This is a genomic window from Kaistia algarum (assembly GCF_026343945.1).
Taxonomy (GTDB): Bacteria; Pseudomonadota; Alphaproteobacteria; order Rhizobiales; family Kaistiaceae; genus Kaistia; species Kaistia algarum.
In genome coordinates this window covers 884,012-901,769 of the sequence record NZ_JAPKNJ010000002.1, presented here as the reverse complement: position 1 = coordinate 901,769, position 17,758 = coordinate 884,012, and the positions used below count along the sequence as shown (strand labels likewise).

Sequence of the window (17,758 nt, the reverse complement as noted above, 5' to 3'; positions counted from 1 at the left end):
GCCGCTGTCACGCCGCCTTGGCGGCGAGCGCCTGATCCGCCGTGAGCGCGCTCTCCGGCGTGCCGGAGACGATCATTTCCAACACTTCGGCCTCGTCCGTATGGGCGATGTAGCGGTCGCCGACGGCCTGGCCGCGCTTCATCACCATGATGCGGTCGCCGACCTCGAAGATGTCGGTGAGGCGGTGCGAGATGATGATCTGCGCGACGCCCTGCTTCTTCAGTTCGCTCATCGTCTCCAGCAGGCGGTCGGTCGCCATGACCGAGAGATTGGCGGTCGGTTCGTCGAGCACGACGACGCGCGGATTGAATGAGATGGCTCTCGCGATCGCGACGGATTGCTGGCGGCCGCCCGAGAGGCTCTCGACCTTCTGGAACACCGAGTTCACATCGACCTTCAGCCGCTTCAGCACGTCATTGGCCTCGGCATACATCCGACGACGGTCGACGAAGAGACCCCGACGCGGCCAGCGGCCGAGGAAGATGTTCTGCGCGATGTCCATGTTCCCGCAGAGCGCGAAGTCCTGGTAGATCATCTCGATGCCGTCGGCGCGGCTCTCATGCGGGCTCTTGAAATGCGTCGGCCTGCCGTCGAGCAGCACGTCGCCGCTGTCGCGTTGATAGGCGCCTGTCATCACCTTCATCAGCGTCGACTTGCCGGCTGAATTGTCGCCGACGAGACCTAGGATTTCGCCGGGCCCCAGCGTCAGGTTGACATTGTTGAGTGCCTGGACCGGGCCGAAGGCCTTGGAGATGTTGCGCATCTCGATCAGAAGGGGCGTCGTTTCAGGCATGGGTCTTGGCTCCGGGCTTGCGGCGCGGCAGGAGAAACTGGCGAAGGGAGGCGAGGGCGTCGTTCTGGCGCAGCCAGATGTCGCCGACCACCGCGATGATCAGGATCAGGCCGATGAACACATTGACCCAGTGCTGCGGCATCACGAAGGACTGGCCGTTGGAGAGGATCAGCTGGAGAGAGAGCAGCGCTCGGATCAGGGCGATCACAGCCGCGCCGGCGAGCGCCCCCAGCACCGTGCCGTAGCCGCCGAAGATCGAGCCGCCGCCGATGATCACCGCCGCGATGGCATCGAGTTCGCGGAGCTGGCCGGCCGACGGATTGAACGAGCGCAGGAACGCCACATAGATCACGCCAGCGGATGCCGCGCACAGCGCCGAGAAGACGAGGCTGATCGCGCGCACGCGCCCCGTATTGATGCCGGCATATTCCGAGGCGCGGCGGTTGCCTCCGGTCGCATAGATCATCTGGCCGAATGGCGTCTTGGCGAGCACGATGCCGGCGAGGATGGCGACGACGACCATGAAGATGGTCTGCACGCTCAGAGCCGCCGCGATGTCGTAGAGGAGGGTGCCTGGGGCAGGGTCGATGCCGAAATAAGTGAGAATATCGATGAGCTTGCGGCCGAGCAGGTTGAAGGCTTCCGGGAAGGAGGAAAGCTGCCGCCCGGCGGTCATCCAGGCGCCGATGCCGCGCGCCATGTAGAACATGCCGAGCGTCGCCACGAAGGCGGGCAGGCCGAAGCCGACGGTGAGCGCTGCGTTGACAAGGCCAGCGGCCGCGCCGGCCAGCATCGCGATGAACACGGCCGTCCACGGATCGAAGCCGAGCTGCTTCATCAAGAAGGCGCAGGTCGCGGCCGACAGCGCCAGGATCGAGCCGACCGAGAGGTCGATGTCGCCATTCGCGACGACATAAGTCATGCCGATGGCCAGCAGCCCGACCTCGGTGAAGGACAGCATCAGGTTGAAGGAATTGTCGATCGAGCCCCAGAAATCGGGCCGCAGATAGAGACCGACCAGCCACAGCGCGACGGCGAGCAGGATCGCGGCGGCGTCGCGGCGGGCCAGGAAGCGGCCAATTGGCCCGCTCGCCCGCATCGAACGGTCGGAGGCCGAGGAGCCCTTGGTCTGCGCGCCCTCGATCGCAACCCCGCCGACCTCGATGATCGGCGGCAGCGGGCGGCCGTTGAGCCGCGCCCAGAGGCGGGGGAAGACGTTGCGGCGGATGATCCAGGGCTCGATCAGGACGGCGACCAGCAGGATCAGTCCGAGAAAGGCCGGCACGGCGCCGGGCGGCAATTGCGCCATGCCCTGCACCGGCATCTCGACCTTGCCGACCTTGACCATGCGCGTCATCGGGATGCCTTCGCGCAGCACCTTGTCGATGAGAGTAACGAGCACCGCGCCGAGCGCGCCGCCCAGCAGCCGTCCCCGGCCACCCAGGATCGAGGCGCCGCCGACGATCACCGAGGCGATGACGATCAGTTCCGCGCCCTGGCCATATTGCGAGGTGATGCCCTTGTCCTGCGCCACCGCCATCAGGCCGGCGAGCGTTGCCGACAGGGCCGAGAGCACGTAGCCGCGAATGCGCACGCGGCGGGTCGGGATGCCGGCATAGGTCGCGGCCAGCTCGTTGCCGCCGGTCGCATAGGTCTCGTATCCCCAGCGCGTCTTGGCGAGCACGATCATGCCGACGATCGTGACGGCGATGAAGATCAGGATCTGATTGTTGAAGCCGAGGCCGTTGGTCTCGCCGATCGAGAAGGACCAGGCGCCGTTGCTCGCCGCCTTTTCGCTGAAGGATATGGTCTTCCCGCCGGTCAATCCGAGCACGAGGCCGCGCCCGATGAACAGCATGGTCAGCGTGGTGATGAAGGACGGCACGCGCAGATAGGTGACGAAGAAGCCATTGACGAGGCCGACCGCCAGTCCTGCCGCGACGGCCGCGATCAGCGAAGGCCCAATGCCGAGATCATAGTAGGAGCTGGAGAAGGCGAGCGAGAACACCGTCGCGACGAGGCCGTAGGTCGAGCCTACCGAGAGGTCGAGATCCTTGTTGACGATGACGAAGGTCATGCCGGCGGCCATGACGCCGAAGCGCGCCGTATCGCGCAGGATCGCCGAGAAGGCGTCGGTCTGGCCGAAGAATTTCGGGTTGATGAAGACGCCCGCGATGTAGAGCAGCGTCATGAAGATGAGCAGCCCCACCTCCCAGCCGCCGATCAGATTGAGCGGCAGCCTGCGGCGGATAGGGGCGGGAAGGGTGGTTGCGGACATCAACTCGGTCTTTGGATTCAGGGCGTTGCCGAAGGCCAAGCTCCGTCATTCCGGGCCGAGCCAGGAATGACGGCAGCATGCTGGCGCACGTCGCGCCTTACTGAGAGACGCGACGTGCCAAATCGAGTCTGGATCAGTTCTCGAAGCGCTTGCCGACCAGATCGACGGTGTCCTTCGTCACGAGTTGCGCGCTCGTGTCGAGATTGGCGGCGGAGACGCCGCGGTCGATCTGGAGATAGAGCTGCGCGACGGGCCAGAAGCCCTGCAGGAACGGCTGCTGGCCGAGCGAGCCGGTGAGGGCGCCGGTGCGGATCTGTTCCTGCTGCTTCGGACCGAGGTCGAAGCCGAAGGCGCAGATCTTGCCGTTGAGCTTCAGCTGCGCGACCGCGTCGCCCAGCGCCGGGGTCACGAAGCCATTGGCCGCGAAGCCGCCGACCACGTCGCCGCGGGATTCGATCAGCGAGACGACCGAGTTGACGATGTCGTCCTTGTTGACGTCGATGCCGATATTCTCCGGGCCCGCATCGACCTTGAAGTCGTTGAGGCGGCCAGCGTCGGAGAGCGCCTTGACGGTTGCCTCGAAGGCGGCGGTCACGCGGCGATTGACTTCCTCATTGCCGAGCGTCGTCGTCGACGGGAAGATGATCGAGCCGCCCTTGGCGCCACTGGCGAGCACGCATTTGGCCAGCGCCTCGCCGCCGATCGCCGCTGCCGCCGAGAGCTGGCCGGTATGGCTGATCTGCGAGCGGTTGAGGATGTTCGGATCGAACGAATTGGTGGTGGCGACCGGAATGCCGTTGGCGAAGGCCTTCTTGACGATGTCGTCATAGGCGCCCGACTGCGGCGACGTCAGGATGATGCCGTCGATGGTCGGATCGTTGATGACCTGGTTGAGGATCTCGATCTCGCGCGGAATATCGTCGACCGGTGCTTCCGAGCCGAGCTTGATCAGATTGATGCCAAAGGCATTGGCCGCCACCTGGGCGCCGACATAGGTCGGGTCGAAGAAGCCGTTGCCAGCCGTATGCGTGATGATGGCGAAGGTCAGCTTGCCATCCTTGGAATGGAAATCCTTCGTGCCGGGGGCTTCCTTCGCAGCTTCTTCAAAGGAATAGCCGCCGACAGCCTTGTCGAGTGTGCCGGACTGCGCGAATGCGTAGGTTCCCACCAGCGAGACGGCCGCGCCGAGCGCAAGCGTCTTCATCAGATGTTTCATGACGATCCTCCCGAAAGTCGATGATCTCGGAAATCTTTGCCGTTCCGAGTTGCAGCAGCATATGCAACGGCACGAACGCTCGCAACGATTGTTTTGAGGGCCAAAGGATCGAATCTGAGGGGCGGCCCTCAGGAAAAGACGGTTCTGTGAGCGGAGATAAACTTTCAGTCGGCAATCAATTATTGCGCATCGCATTCTAATCGGCCCAATCGATGCTGCATTACGCTATCGCAATGCAGCACAAACGGTCTTTCCCTCACCCTGTTGCCGCAATCCATCGACGACCGCACGGCGCGGCCTCAGGCCGTCGCGGTCAACCGCCATAGTCGACGGGCGCGGTACGCCATGGCATGGTCCGGCCCAGTTCGACCTTTATCGGAGACCACCATGACCGAACTCGGCCTTCGCCCGTTGCTGCCGACGCTTTTCCAGCTCGCCGAATGCCCGGTCTATGACGCTTTGGCGGGCCGCCTGCTTTTCTGCGACATACTGAAGGGCGACATCCACGCGGTCGAGCTTGCGACCGGTGCGCATCGCTCCTGGTCGTTCCCCTCGCTGGTCGCTTCCTTCGGGCTGACCGAGGGGGGTAAGTTCGTGGTGGCGTTGAAGCACAGCGTCGTGCTGTTCGATCCCGAAAATGGCGAGAGCCGTCTCCTCGCCGAGGTTGGCGCCGACAAGCCCACAGCGCGGCTGAATGACGGCAAGGTCGGGCCGGACGGCGCCTTCTGGGTCGGTTCGATCAACGAGGCGCCCGACAAGGCGCCGATCGGCGCGCTCTACCGCATCGACGCTTCGGGAAAGGTCGAGACGAAAGTCGAAGGCATCAAGGCCTCGAACGGTCTCGCCTGGACCGCCGATGGCCGCACCATGTTCCTGTCCGATACGCGCGGCGTCTGGATCGACCGCTGGAATTTCGATCCGGCGACCGGAGCGATGTCGGGCCGCACCCGCATCGCCGAGCCGGACGATGCCGGCGGACGGCCGGATGGCGGGGCAACCGACATGGACGGCTTTTACTGGAGTGCCGGGATTTCGGCGGCGAAGCTCAATCGCTACGCGCCGGACGGCAAGCTCGTCGCCAGTTTCGCGGTGCCTGCCGCCGCCCCGACCATGCCGGCCTTCGGCGGCCCGGATGGCCGATCGCTCTTCGTCACCAGCCTCCGCGAAGGCCGCAGCGCCGAGCAACTTGCTGCCTATCCGCTGAGCGGCAGCGTCTTTGAGGGCCGAGCCCCGGTCGCCGGCGTGCCGGCCTTCCGCTTCAAGGATCGTTGACGTCCATCCCTCGAAGCGACGAGATAGAAAGCCGGCCAATAAAAAAGGGCAAAGCCCGAGAGCTTTGCCCTTTGTCAGTTCGCGTCCTACCCCTCTAAGCCGGGCTTTTCGCCCGATTGGCTTATCGAACTCTTTTATGAGACCGGCGGCAGCAGCCTTTCGGCGCGCCAGAGGGGGCTTCCTCCCAAGACTTAGACCGCGATGCCTTTTGCCGGGACCGTGCTTGTTCGCCAGCCCCATTCTTATGGTGACGGACGTTATCCAAAGGCGGAACACTTGTCATCAATTTGTGCAGCGTCAGCACATTTTTTTTGCGTCAGTATGACTGACCTTAGCGGCCGATGATCGCGATCTTCGGTGAGGCAGAACAGCCATCGCTTGACCTTGCCGCAGAAAGGCGGCTGCGCCCGACGATCTGGCGCCGCGTCGCCCTTGCCTTTTCGTTCGTCTATGGCTTGATGGCGGCCCAATCGACTCTCCCGGCGTTTCCCGTCCGGCTTTTTCTGCGGAGCTTCCTGCCGATGCGACTTTCCCGCTATTTCCTGCCGATCCTGCGCGAGACCCCGAAGGAGGCGGAGATCGTTTCGCATCGGTTGATGCTGCGCGCCGGCATGCTGCGCCAGCAGGGCGCCGGCATCTATTCATGGCTGCCGCTCGGCAAGAAAGTTCTGGCGAAGATCGAACAGATCGTGCGTGAGGAACAGAACCGCGCCGGTGCCGTCGAGATCCTGATGCCGACGCTGCAATCGGCCGAGCTGTGGCGCGAAAGCGGGCGCTATGACGACTATGGCAAGGAGATGCTGCGCATCGAGGATCGGCAGGAGCGCGAGATGCTCTACGGCCCGACGAACGAGGAGATGGTCACCGACATCTTCCGTTCTTATGTGCGTTCCTACAAGGAACTGCCGCTCAACCTCTACCATATCCAGTGGAAGTTCCGCGACGAGTTGCGCCCCCGATTCGGCGTCATGCGCGGTCGCGAATTCCTGATGAAGGACGCCTATTCCTTCGACATCGACGAGGCGGCGGCGCGGCGTGCCTATAATCGCATGTTCGTCGCCTATCTCCGCACCTTCGACCGGCTCGGTGTGAAGGCGATCCCGATGCGCGCCGATTCGGGCCCGATCGGCGGCGACGCCACGCATGAATTCATCGTCCTCGCCTCGACCGGCGAGAGCGCGGTGTTCCTCGACAAGGAAGCGCTCGACACCCCCGTTCCCGGCGCCGACACGGATTTCGAGGGCGATCTGACCCCGATCGTGACGGCCTGGACGACGAAATATGCCGCCACCTACGAAATGCACGACAAGGCCGCCTTCGAGGCGCTGCCGGAGGATCGGCGCATCGCGGCGCGCGGCATCGAGGTCGGGCAGGTGTTCTATTTCGGCACCAAATATTCGGAGCCGATGGGCGCCAAGGTCTCCGGCCCCGACGGGCAGGAGCATGCCGTCCATATGGGCTCCTATGGCATCGGCGTCTCGCGCCTCGTCGCCGCGATCATCGAGGCGAGCCATGATGAGGCCGGCATCATCTGGCCGGACAGCGTCGCGCCGTTCCATGTCGGCCTGATCAATCTGAAAGTCGGCGATGCCGCGACCGACGCCGCCTGCGCCGGGATTTATGAGCGCCTCGGGAATGCCGGAATTGACGTCCTATACGATGATGTCGATCAGCGCGCCGGCGCCAAGTTCGCCTCGATGGATCTCATCGGTCTGCCGTGGCAGCTCATCGTCGGCCCGAAGGGGCTCGCCAATGGCGAAGTCGAGCTGAAACGGCGCGCGACGGGCGAGCGCGAAACGCTTACACTCGACGCGGCGGTGAATCGCCTGATCGGCGGCTGACCGCCGGTCGGCGGCAGACGGCGCAGGACGCGCCGCGAAGAGGAACTTCATGGCGGAGCCGAACGGCACCAGACCCTTCTCGGCCTTCGAATGGATGCTCGCCGGGCGCTATCTGCGCGCGCGGCGAGGGCAGGCGGCGGTGTCGGTTATTGCCGCCCTTTCGTTTCTGGGCATTGTAATCGGGGTGGCAACGCTCATCACGGTGATGTCGGTGTTAAACGGCTTTCGAGCCGAATTGATCGTTAAGATACTCGGCATCAACGGCCATATTATCCTGAACCCAATCGACACGCCGCTGACTGATTTCGCCGACGTCGCAACACGCGTTTCGATGGTGAAGGGTGTCAAGTCAGCAATCCCCTTCGTCGAAGGTCAGGTGCTCGCATCAGGGTCCAATGCGTCGACGGGAGCGCTCGTGCGCGCTGTCCGCGCTGATGATTTGCCGAGCATTCCAAGCCTGTCGAAGAATATTCGGCAGGGGACCTTGGACGGGTTCGATACGGCTGGCGGTGTCGCCATCGGGACGAGGCTAGCGACTCAGCTCGGCCTCACGATCGGTGACAAGATTACGCTGCTCTCCCCCCGTGGCGCGATCACGCCGATGGGTGTCACACCACGGGTCAAAGCTTATCCGGTCGTGGCGATCTTCGAGATCGGCATGTCCGAATATGACTCCTCCTTCGTGTTCATGCCGTTCACGGAAGCGCAGGCTTATTTCAACGTCGACGACAGAGCATCCGGCATCGAGATATACCTCGACGACGCCGAGATGACCGGCGCGCTGAGGCCCGAGATCGAGACCGCGGCCGGCCGGCAGGTCTTCCTGACCGATTGGCGCCAGCGAAGCATGACCTTCTTCTCGGCGCTCGAGGTCGAGCGAACGATGATGTTCATGATCCTGACGATGATTGTGCTCGTCGCGGCACTCAACATCATCTCCGGCCTCACCATGCTGGTGAAGGACAAGGGCCACGACATCGCCATCCTGCGCACCATGGGCGCGACTCGAGGCGCAATCTTGCGCGTCTTCTTTATAACTGGTGCTACCATCGGCACGCTCGGCACGCTCTTCGGCGTCTTGCTCGGCATGCTGATCTGCGCCTATGTCGAGCCGATCCGTCAGTTCTTCTCCTGGCTGACGCGCACGGAACTCTTCTCGCCAGAACTCTATTTCCTGTCCCAATTGCCGGCCAAGGTGAACCCCGGCGAGGTCGTGGTGATCGTGGCCATTTCCCTTGTCCTCTCCTATCTCGCCACGATCTTCCCGGCCTGGCGCGCCGCACGGCTCGATCCGGTGGAGGCTCTGCGTTACGAATGAGCGAACTCGCCGCAGAGAACTATGAGGCCATGGCCGCCGGCCCGCCGCCGGTGCTGCGTCTTGCCGGGATCGAGCGCCGCTTCAAGGAAGGGGCGGGCGAACTCGCCATCCTCCAGGGCGCCGATCTTTCCGTCTATGCCGGCGAGATCGTCGCGCTGGTAGCGCCCTCCGGCGCCGGCAAGTCGACGCTGCTGCATGTCGCCGGCCTCCTGGAAAAGCCGGATGCCGGCGAGGTCCTGATCGACGGCAAGCCGGTCGGCGCGGCGGGCGATGCCGAGCGCACGGCGATCCGCCGCAGCCAGATCGGTTTCGTCTACCAGTTTCACCATTTGCTGCCCGAATTCACGGCGCTTGAGAACGTCATGATGCCGCAACTGATCCGCGGCCTCTCCAAGCGCGAGGCGGCCAAAAGGGCAGGGGATCTGCTCTCCTATATGCGGCTCGCCGAGCGCGGCCATCACCGCCCGTCCGAGCTTTCCGGCGGCGAGCAGCAGCGCGTCGCGATCGCCAGGGCCGTCGCCAATGCGCCGCGCATCCTGCTCGCCGACGAGCCGACCGGCAATCTCGACCCAACGACGGCACATTACGTCTTCGACGCGCTGTCGGCCCTCGTCCGCGCCTCGGGCCTCGCGGCGTTGATCGTCACCCACAATATGGACCTCGCCGAGCGCATGGACCGGCGGATCACGCTGGCCGGCGGCCAGGTCGTCGAGCTTTGAAGCGCTTTCGAGAGAAGCGGGCTCCGGCTCGCGTGAAGAAAGCGCCGACAAGCCAAGGGCTGAGGGCATAGGAATGGCGCTGTCGACCGAGGAAAAGCTGCTGATCGAGGCGCGGGTCACGAATGAGGGCCCGGACGTCGCCGTCGCCTATCTGTTCTGGTTCTTCCTCGGCTGGGTCTCGGCCCACCGCTTCTACCTCGGCCGCACGACCTCGGCGATCCTGCAGATCCTTTCCTATTTCATCATCATCGGCTTCATCTGGTGGCTGATCGACCTCTTCCTCATCCCCGGCATGGTCCGCGACAGGCAGCAGGCACTGAGGGAACGATACGCGGCGCACGGGCTGTAGGGACGCAACGCTTTCGCCGGTGATGGCCACCGGGCCCTGGCGACGTATGGACGCCGCCCGCATCGGGCAGGGCCTGTTCGATGCGCCTCCGCGGAGGCATCGGTCCCACGAGGGCTGGAAGGGGAAAACCGCGCTGCGTAACGTCGGAAGCGGTCGAATCGTGGATAATTTCTGAAAGAAACGGGAGGCAAAGATGTTTCGCTGGGGTGTTCTGTCGACGGCTCTCATTGCCCGGGAGCAGATGATTCCGGGTATCCAGCAATCGGGCAATGGCGTCCTCCAGGCGATCGCCAGCCGCGACGAGGCGCGCGCTCGCGAACTCGCCGATCGCACCGGCGCGCCGCTGGCGTTCGGTTCCTATGACGCGCTGCTCGCTTCCGACGCGGTCGACGGGGTCTATATCCCGCTGCCGACCTCCCAGCATGTCGAATGGGCGATCCGCGCCGCCGACGCGGGCAAGCATGTGCTGGTCGAGAAACCGCTGGCGCTGAAGGCTGAGGATATCGGCGCGGTGATCGAGGCGCGCGAGCGCAACGGCGTGCTGATCAGCGAGGCCTTCATGGTCGTGCACCATCCGCAATGGATCAAGGTGCAGGAGCTCGTCGGCTCCGGCGCGATCGGGCGGCTGCGCCACGTCCAGGGCGCCTTTTCCTACTTCCTCACCGATCCGACCAACATGCGGAACATCCCAGAGCTCGGCGGCGGCGGTCTGCCCGATATCGGCGTCTACCCGACCGTCTCGACCCGCTTCGTGTCGGGCAAGGAGCCGAAGCGGCTGCGCGCCACGGTCGAGCGCGACCAGACTTTCGGCACGGATATCTATTCGGTCGTCAACGCCGATTTCGGCGATTTCGACCTCTCCTTCTACATCGGAACGCAACTCGCGGCCCGCCAGCTCATGGTCTTCCACGGCGACGAGGGCTTTATCGAGGTCCGCTCGCCCTTCAATGCCGGCCTCTATGACGACCACCGGATCGAGTGGCACAACAGATCGCATGACGAGGCCCGCATCCTGCGCTTCCCCGGCACCCATCAATACCGCCTCGAAGCCGAGGCCTTCGTGCGCGCGGCGCGCGGCGAGACCCAGCGCATCTTCACGCTCGAGGATTCGGTGAAGAACCAGCGCGTGATCGACGCGATCTATGCAAGCGCCGACGCGGGCGGCTGGGTGGAGGTGTAGAACGCGGCCGATCCCGGCGCCGTTACGCGCAGGCGCGCTGTCGCTCCATGTCGTCTCGCACGACCCCACCCATCAGGTCACGGCGCACAAGCTGCCGCCAGCCATGACGGGGGGCGACGCGGATCGGCTGGGGACGGTGGAAGTCATCGCCGAACGGATCGACGCGCGGTCGCGAAAGCAAGGAGAGCGCGGGCCGTACAAAAAGCGCCTAGGAGAGTAGGCGGGACTCGAACCCGCGTCCTCTCGCTTAGCAGGCGGGCGCTCTATCCACCTGAGCTACCACTGCAACAGCCTTTCGAGGCAGGTCGTGTTCGCACGACGCAGCAACTATAGCGCGAGTCTACTAGAATTCCAAACTGAGACACTACCCCTAAATCCCGGCTGTTGACGAAAAGAACAAAACATGAACATATGGGGATATCGATGTGAATTCAGGGGATAAGCCGATGTCGATCTTGCTTCGCGATGCCGCCGCTCTCGTCGTTCTCGCTTCGTTTGTGGCGACCGTTACGCTCTGGTCGGATCTCGTCGCCCGCCTCGTCTGAGCTGCGTCTTCCGTTCTCCACAGGCGACGATGGGCCACGGCGTTGGCCGTGGACTATGGAGCGTCTGGGCGGGAGAATGGGGCACTAGGCGGCCCCCGAGTCGGGCGGGCGCGGCGGGAGACGAGCCATGGGCAGTGCGGAGCGGGCCGGGATCGTATCGAAGGTCGGCTTCGTGCATCTTCGCGTCCATTCGGCCTATTCGCTGCTCGAAGGGGCGCTGCCTCTCAAGAAGCTGACCAAGCTGGCGCTTGCCGACCAGATGCCGGCCCTGGCGCTGACCGATACCGGCAATCTCTTCGGTGCGCTGGAATTCTCGGAAAAGATGGTCGAGATCGGCATTCAGCCGATCATCGGCTGCCAGATGGCTGTCGCCTTTGACGATGGCTTCGAGCCGGGGCGGCGCGGCGCCTCTGCCGGGCGGCAACTTGCCGATCTCGTGCTGATCGCCGCCAGCGAGGCGGGCTATTGGAACCTCGTCCGTCTGGTTTCGCTTTCCTTCATGGAGAGCGAGGCGATCGACAAGCCGAATATCTCCTTTGCCGCGCTGGAGGCGGCAAGTGAGGGGTTGATCGTGCTGACCGGCGGCGCCAACGGGCCGGTCGACCAGGCGATCCGTGCCGGGCAGGGCGCTTTTGCCGGCGAGCGTCTTTCCCGCCTCGCTGCTTTGTTCGGCGACCGCCTCTATGTCGAATTACAGCGCCACGGCACGCCGGACGAGGCGCGCCATGAGAGCGAACTTCTGACGCTCGCCTATGGCATGGGCCTGCCGCTGGTCGCGACCAACGAAGCGTTTTTCCCGGCGCGGGGCGACTATGAGGCGCATGACGCGCTGATCGCGATCGCCGAGGGCGCTGTGATCGCCGAGGAGAAGCGCCGCCGGCTGACGGCGGAGCATTATTTCAAGACCCGCGCCGAGATGATCGCGCTGTTTGCCGATCTGCCTGAGGCGACGGCGAATTCGGTCGAGATCGCGATGCGATGCCGCTACCGGCCGATGAAGCGCAAGCCGATCCTGCCGCGCTTCGCTGGCGCCGATGCCGAGCCGGAGGCGGCCGAGGCCGCGGAGATCGAGGCGCTGCGGCTGGCCGCGCGCGGCGGTCTGGATCGTCGGCTCGAGCGCCACGGCCTCGCGCCGGGCCTCTCGGACAAGGATTATCGGGACCGGCTCGAATTCGAGCTCTCGGTCATCGAGAAGATGAAGTTTCCGGGCTATTTCCTCATCGTCGCCGACTTCATCCAATGGGCGAAATCGCAGGGGATTCCCGTCGGCCCGGGGCGTGGCTCGGGCGCCGGCTCGCTGGTCGCCTGGTCGCTGACCATTACCGATCTCGACCCGATGCGCTTCGCCTTGCTGTTCGAGCGCTTCCTCAATCCCGAGCGCGTCTCGATGCCGGATTTCGACATCGACTTCTGCCAGGACCGGCGCGACGAGGTCATCGACTACGTCCAGCAGAAATATGGCCGCGATCAGGTCGCGCAGATCATCACGTTTGGAACGCTCCAGGCGCGTGCCGTGCTGCGCGACGTCGGCCGCGTGCTGCAGATGCCCTATGGCCAGGTCGATCGGCTGTGCAAATTGGTGCCGCAGAATCCGGCCAATCCGGTTTCGCTCGACAAGGCGATCGAGGACGAGCCGCGCCTGCGCGCCGCCCGCGATGAGGAACCGATCGTGGCGCGCCTGCTCGACATGGCGCAGAAGCTCGAGGGCCTCTATCGCCATGCCTCGACCCACGCCGCCGGCATCGTGATCGGCGACCGAAGGCTCGACGCGCTGGTGCCGCTCTACCGGGATCCGCGCTCGAACATGCCGGTCACCCAGTTCAACATGAAATGGGTCGAAAGCGCCGGCCTGGTCAAGTTCGACTTCCTCGGCCTGAAGACGCTGACGGTCCTCGAAACCGCTGTAAAACTCGTCGCCAAGCGCGGGATTGGACTCGATCTTTCGGCTTTGCCGCTCGACGACAAGCCGACCTATGAGATGCTCCAGCGCGGCGAGACGGTGGGCGTGTTCCAGCTGGAAAGCCAGGGCATGCGCAAGGCGCTGGTCGGCATGAAGCCGGACCGTTTCGAGGACATCATCGCCCTCGTCGCGCTCTATCGCCCCGGTCCGATGGACAATATCCCGGTCTATAATGCGCGCAAGCATGGCGAGGAGAAGCCGGATTACCTTCACCCCAAGCTGGAAATGGTGCTGAAGGAGACGCACGGCGTCATCATCTACCAGGAACAGGTGATGCAGATCGCGCAGATTCTCTCCGGCTATTCGCTCGGCGAAGCCGATCTGCTGCGCCGCGCCATGGGCAAGAAGATTAAGGCGGAGATGGATGCGCAGCGCGCCCGCTTCGTCGAGGGCGCGGTTCGCGAGGGCCTGACCCAGGACCACGCCGACATGATCTTCGATCTGCTGGCGAAGTTTGCCGATTACGGCTTCAACAAGAGCCACGCAGCGGCCTATGCGCTGGTCGCCTATCAGACGGCCTATCTGAAGGCGAACTATCCGACCGAGTTCCTTGCCGCGTCGATGACTCTCGACATGGGCAACACCGACAAGGTCAATGATTTCCGCCGCGATGCGATGCGGCTCGGCATCAAGGTCGATCTGCCGTCGGTAAACCGATCGGGCGCCGTCTTCGACGTCGAGGCGGGCCGCATCCTCTATTCGCTGGCCGCGGTGAAGGGTGTGGGTGCGCAGGCGGTCGAGCATCTGGTCGAGGCGCGGGCCGAGCGGCCGTTCCGTGACTTGTCGGATTTCGCCGCCCGCATCAACCCGAAGATCCTCAACAAGCGCACGCTGGAAAGCCTCATCGCGGCCGGCGCGCTCGACGATCTGGAGCCCGACCGCGCCCGCGTCACGGCCGGCGTCGACCGGATCATGGGCCTCGGCGCCCGCCGCGTCGAGGGCGCCGCGCTCGGGCAGGATGAATTGTTCGGCGGGGGCGGGGGGGAAGCCGAGAAGCTCGTTCTCGCGCCGGCCGAGCCCTGGCTCCCGGCGGAAAAGCTGCAGCGTGAATTCGCGGTGGTCGGCTTCTATCTGTCGGCGCATCCGCTCGATGAATATGCCCCGGTGCTGAAGCGGCTGCGCGTCCAGAACTGGGCCGATTTTTCCGAGGCCGTGCATCGCGGCGCCGCTGCAGGGCGTCTCGCCGGTACGGTGACGGCGCGGCAGGAGCGCAAGACCAAGACCGGCAACCGGATGGGCATCGTCCAGTTCTCCGACCCGACCGGACAGTTCGAGGCGATCCTCTTTTCCGAGGCGCTGAACGAGTTTCGCGACGTGCTGGAGCCCGGCCTCTCGGTAGTCGTGCAGGTTGCCGCCGAGGATCGGCCGGAGGGCATCAGCGTGCGCATCGTCTCGGTCAAGCCGCTCGACGCCATGGCGACGGGGCTGAAGCAATTGCGCGTCTTCCTGCGCGGCGAGGCGCCGCTGCCAAGCCTCGACCGCCATCTGCCGCGCGGCGGCGACGGCGATGTCAGCCTCGTCCTGCTGCTGGATGGCGGCCAGCGCGAAGTCGAGGTCCAACTCCCGGGCCGCTACGCGCTATCACCGCAACTGGCCAGCGCGCTGCGCGCGGTCGGTGGCATTGAGCATGTCGAACTGGTCTAGGCGGCCTCAATAGCTCGTCGGCAGCAATTGCGCCGCGGCATAGAGACCGACCGGCACATAGAGCACCGTGCCAAGCATCTGGACGCGCCGGGAGCCGGCAAAGACCAGGATCGGCAGCAGGCCGAGCGCGAGGTTGAGAAACGTCGCCGCCGAAAGGACGGGCGTGCCCCAGAAGAGAAGGTTGATGAGGAGGGCAAGACCATTGAAGACGGCCACCGCGATGAGGCTCCAGCGGCCGTCAGCCTCGAAATAGCGGCGAAGGCTCTCCCCTTCGGCGATTTCGGAAGGTGGCAGGATCAGCGCCGCGGCCAGGAACAGAGCGAGCACCAGCCCGACCAGCAACAGGAAGCTGCCAAATGTCCATTTCGGCATCATGGTCGCCAGTTCCTCGAGGCTCCACCAGAAGGTGATCTGCTGCAGGAAGATGAAGCCGGCCCAGACGAGCGGGATCCAGTCGATCTCGGCGCGGCGGCGGGCGCGAAACACCGCCGCCCCCGAGGTCAGCAGCCGTGCAACCCCGAGCCCGAGGATCATCGAGAAGACGACGGCGATCCAACGAAACGTGTCCAAATGAGGCTCCCCGCACGAAAGGCCGGAGGAGCATAGCGGCGAGGCGGCGCGGCCGCCATGGCGCGCCGATGCTCCTGGGCCAGGGACGCGATGGCTGTCGAGAGCCGCCGAGCGTGGCTGGTGATGGCTCGGTCTAGTCCTGGCGCGCAGGGTCGGAGCCGCGGAAGCGGCCTTGGCACCCGTCGTCGGTCTCGCTCTCAGAAACAATGCGGATTCCCTCCCCCTTGCGGGGAGGGGTAGGGAGGGCGTACCGGCGAGGTCTCTCCGGAAATTGCCTTGCTTTGTCTGCCACCCACTCCCGGCACCGGAGCCGGTACCCCCACCCCGACCCTCCCCGAAAGGGGGAGGGAGAAGGAGGGACGGTTCCGGCTTGTCGACGCCTCCGAAAAGAAATCTGTCCCCGCATACCACAACCTGGAGTATAGTCCGGTTGTCTCCGCCCATCGAAGAGGGCGAACCGGTCGTTCCGCGGCGCGGGCGGGGATGTGGCGGGCCGGCTGGCGAGGTGTAACGAGCCTTCACCTTCCGGCGGCTGAAGCGAGATGCGCCTGTCCCGTGACGTCGGGACAGCGGCGGCGTTCGGATCGGACAAGGGTTCGGGCGCGGAATTCGTCGCCAGGCGGCCGAAGGCAAAGCAACGCCCAGGGTCCATTTCGCGAGGCTGGAACACCTGCCGCGCGCGGGGCGCCGGACCGCCGGAGAGAAGCGGTCGGAGCAACCCACTCCATTCAATCTTACGCCGGCGCGCCGCTCCTGCGCCGACGCCCGGCCGCCCCGCGCGACCTCTTCGATTGTCTCAAGACCCGCGGCCACCGGCCGGCGGGGAGATCGGTGCTGCGGCGGACGATTCGGCTGAGTGTTTTCGGAGATTGCCGGCTCTGCGGGCATAGGCCTTGCGCAGGAGGTTGCGGGACGGGACTTCGAAGAACCGCCAGAGCAGGGCGGATACGATTAACAAGGTGGCGAAATACAGCGGCACCAACGCCATAGGCGACAACCCTTCAAACCATCCGATATGCACCGCATAGGACCGCAGCAGGATCTGGTGGATCATGTAAATCGAGAACGAAATCTCGCCGAGCAGCACGAGCGGCTTCTTCAGCAGCATCGCGGACAACCAGCCTTTCTGGAAGGCGAAGACGAGAATGAGGAGGGCCGTCGAAAGGCATATGCCCCCGCCATGAATGATCCAGACGGCAGCGGAAGGACTGATGTTCTGGAACACCCAGATGGCCATCGGCTGGATGAGCCATGCGTTCGCGGCGAACAGCAGCAGAACGGCGACTTCCATGGCGGTCGCAATGCGTCGGCCGGGCTGCCATCCGGAGCGAAGCCGGTTGAACAGCAGCGCGATGCACATGCCGAGCACAAATTCGAACAATCGGGCCAGCGGGTTGATGTAAAGCAGTCCCGCCGTGCTGATCTGGTCGTTGGCGACCTCGCGCGGATCCAGTCCCATGGCATCGCCCAGCATGCAGAGGGCGACGACCGGTAGGGCACTCAGGATGAGCTTGTAGTGCCAGCTGCGCTCAAACCGTATGACGAGGAGCAGGAAGGCGACGTAGAAGAACATCTCGGCAGAGATCGTCCAACTGACGCCATTGAACGACCAGAAGTAGCTTTGTGCCGGTACCCAAGCCTGCAACAGCAGCAAATTCAAGCCGCCGACAAACGGGCTCTTCTGCTCGGCTCCATAGCTTCCGGGATTTCCGTCCAGCAACAGGAACAGCAGGGCAAAGGTCAGCCAGTGCAGCGGATAGATCCGGGCCACGCGGGCGGCCAGATAGGATTTGCGATCGGCGGCGCCCTGCAGGCTGCCATAGACGAAGAACATCACGAAGCCCGACAGGACGAAGAAGAAGGAGACGCCATTGTCGAGTGGCAGGCGGCTCAGGAACGGCGTCGTGAAGCCGAAATCGCGCAGATGGTGGATGACGATCGCGATCGCCGCGAAGAACCGCAGCGACGTCAGCGTGTCGATCCTTGGATCCGTCGAGCGGATCTCGGCCGGTGCAGGCGGCAACGAACTCATGCAGCCATCGTCCCGCAACGCTGCGACATTGAAATTGCCCT

The 17,758-nt window shown here is 64.5% G+C and carries 12 protein-coding genes and 1 tRNA gene; 7 read left to right on the top strand and 6 right to left on the bottom strand.

The window, feature by feature from the left end:
* Positions 1-7: 7 nt before the first annotated feature.
* The 3 genes from OSH05_RS17440 to OSH05_RS17430 form a co-directional block, all read right to left on the bottom strand.
* Positions 8-793: an ATP-binding cassette domain-containing protein gene (locus tag OSH05_RS17440; protein WP_104221011.1), complete on the bottom strand. Its 786-nt coding sequence runs from the start codon at positions 791-793 to the stop codon at positions 8-10.
* On the bottom strand, positions 786-3,071 hold the full coding sequence (locus OSH05_RS17435) for an ABC transporter permease (RefSeq protein WP_165801712.1): 2,286 nt from the start codon (positions 3,069-3,071) through the stop codon (positions 786-788). The genes OSH05_RS17440 and OSH05_RS17435 overlap by 8 nt, the downstream gene beginning before the upstream one ends.
* Positions 3,072-3,204: 133 nt before the next feature.
* On the bottom strand, positions 3,205-4,287 hold the full coding sequence (locus tag OSH05_RS17430; protein ID WP_104221012.1) for a substrate-binding domain-containing protein: 1,083 nt from the start codon (positions 4,285-4,287) through the stop codon (positions 3,205-3,207).
* 387 nt (positions 4,288-4,674) lie between these two features.
* On the opposite strand from OSH05_RS17430, the gene OSH05_RS17425 reads away from it, so the two are divergent.
* The 6 genes from OSH05_RS17425 (at position 4,675) to OSH05_RS17400 (ending at position 10,966) form a co-directional block, all read left to right on the top strand.
* A complete protein-coding gene (locus OSH05_RS17425) occupies positions 4,675-5,559 on the top strand; it encodes an SMP-30/gluconolactonase/LRE family protein (protein WP_104221013.1) in 885 nt (294 codons plus the stop codon).
* Between the two features lie 521 nt (positions 5,560-6,080).
* Complete coding sequence (gene proS, locus OSH05_RS17420; protein WP_104221022.1) at positions 6,081-7,400, top strand: proline--tRNA ligase; 1,320 nt, start codon at positions 6,081-6,083, stop codon at positions 7,398-7,400.
* Positions 7,401-7,449: 49 nt separating this feature from the next.
* A complete protein-coding gene (locus OSH05_RS17415) occupies positions 7,450-8,718 on the top strand; it encodes a lipoprotein-releasing ABC transporter permease subunit (RefSeq protein ID WP_266352675.1) in 1,269 nt (422 codons plus the stop codon).
* Between the two features lie 29 nt (positions 8,719-8,747).
* On the top strand, positions 8,748-9,437 hold the full coding sequence (locus OSH05_RS17410) for an ABC transporter ATP-binding protein (RefSeq protein WP_104221024.1): 690 nt from the start codon (positions 8,748-8,750) through the stop codon (positions 9,435-9,437).
* A gap of 73 nt (positions 9,438-9,510) precedes the next feature.
* Complete coding sequence (locus OSH05_RS17405) at positions 9,511-9,786, top strand: TM2 domain-containing protein (protein WP_104221014.1); 276 nt, start codon at positions 9,511-9,513, stop codon at positions 9,784-9,786.
* A gap of 193 nt (positions 9,787-9,979) precedes the next feature.
* Positions 9,980-10,966, top strand: coding sequence for a Gfo/Idh/MocA family protein (locus OSH05_RS17400; RefSeq protein WP_104221015.1), 987 nt, complete (start codon positions 9,980-9,982; stop codon positions 10,964-10,966).
* Positions 10,967-11,178: 212 nt separating this feature from the next.
* On the opposite strand, the gene OSH05_RS17395 is transcribed toward OSH05_RS17400, so the two are convergent.
* Positions 11,179-11,250 (bottom strand) — tRNA-Ser (locus OSH05_RS17395).
* A gap of 388 nt (positions 11,251-11,638) precedes the next feature.
* Between OSH05_RS17395 and dnaE the strand changes: the two genes are divergently transcribed.
* Positions 11,639-15,115: a DNA polymerase III subunit alpha gene (gene dnaE / locus OSH05_RS17390; RefSeq protein WP_104221017.1), complete on the top strand. Its 3,477-nt coding sequence runs from the start codon at positions 11,639-11,641 to the stop codon at positions 15,113-15,115.
* A 6-nt stretch (positions 15,116-15,121) separates the two neighbouring features.
* Here dnaE and OSH05_RS17385 read toward each other — a convergent pair whose 3' ends face one another.
* A complete protein-coding gene (locus tag OSH05_RS17385) occupies positions 15,122-15,685 on the bottom strand; it encodes a hypothetical protein (protein ID WP_104221018.1) in 564 nt (187 codons plus the stop codon).
* A 796-nt stretch (positions 15,686-16,481) separates the two neighbouring features.
* On the bottom strand, positions 16,482-17,717 hold the full coding sequence (locus OSH05_RS17380) for an acyltransferase family protein (RefSeq protein ID WP_133163163.1): 1,236 nt from the start codon (positions 17,715-17,717) through the stop codon (positions 16,482-16,484).
* Between the last annotated feature and the right edge of the window lie 41 nt (positions 17,718-17,758).

Bases quoted from the DNA above. Each gene is read 5' to 3' on its own strand.
- OSH05_RS17415 (WP_266352675.1), top strand. From the start codon at position 7,450: ATGGCGGAGCCGAACGGCACCAGACCCTTCTCGGCCTTCGAATGGATG.
- OSH05_RS17410 (WP_104221024.1), top strand. From the start codon at position 8,748: ATGGCCGCCGGCCCGCCGCCGGTGCTGCGTCTTGCCGGGATCGAGCGC.
- OSH05_RS17440 (WP_104221011.1), bottom strand. From the start codon at position 793: ATGCCTGAAACGACGCCCCTTCTGATCGAGATGCGCAACATCTCCAAG.
- OSH05_RS17400 (WP_104221015.1), top strand. From the start codon at position 9,980: ATGTTTCGCTGGGGTGTTCTGTCGACGGCTCTCATTGCCCGGGAGCAG.
- OSH05_RS17425 (WP_104221013.1), top strand. From the start codon at position 4,675: ATGACCGAACTCGGCCTTCGCCCGTTGCTGCCGACGCTTTTCCAGCTC.
- OSH05_RS17435 (WP_165801712.1), bottom strand. From the start codon at position 3,071: ATGTCCGCAACCACCCTTCCCGCCCCTATCCGCCGCAGGCTGCCGCTC.
- proS (WP_104221022.1), top strand. From the start codon at position 6,081: ATGCGACTTTCCCGCTATTTCCTGCCGATCCTGCGCGAGACCCCGAAG.
- OSH05_RS17405 (WP_104221014.1), top strand. From the start codon at position 9,511: ATGGCGCTGTCGACCGAGGAAAAGCTGCTGATCGAGGCGCGGGTCACG.
- OSH05_RS17430 (WP_104221012.1), bottom strand. From the start codon at position 4,287: ATGAAACATCTGATGAAGACGCTTGCGCTCGGCGCGGCCGTCTCGCTG.
- dnaE (WP_104221017.1), top strand. From the start codon at position 11,639: ATGGGCAGTGCGGAGCGGGCCGGGATCGTATCGAAGGTCGGCTTCGTG.
- OSH05_RS17380 (WP_133163163.1), bottom strand. From the start codon at position 17,717: ATGAGTTCGTTGCCGCCTGCACCGGCCGAGATCCGCTCGACGGATCCA.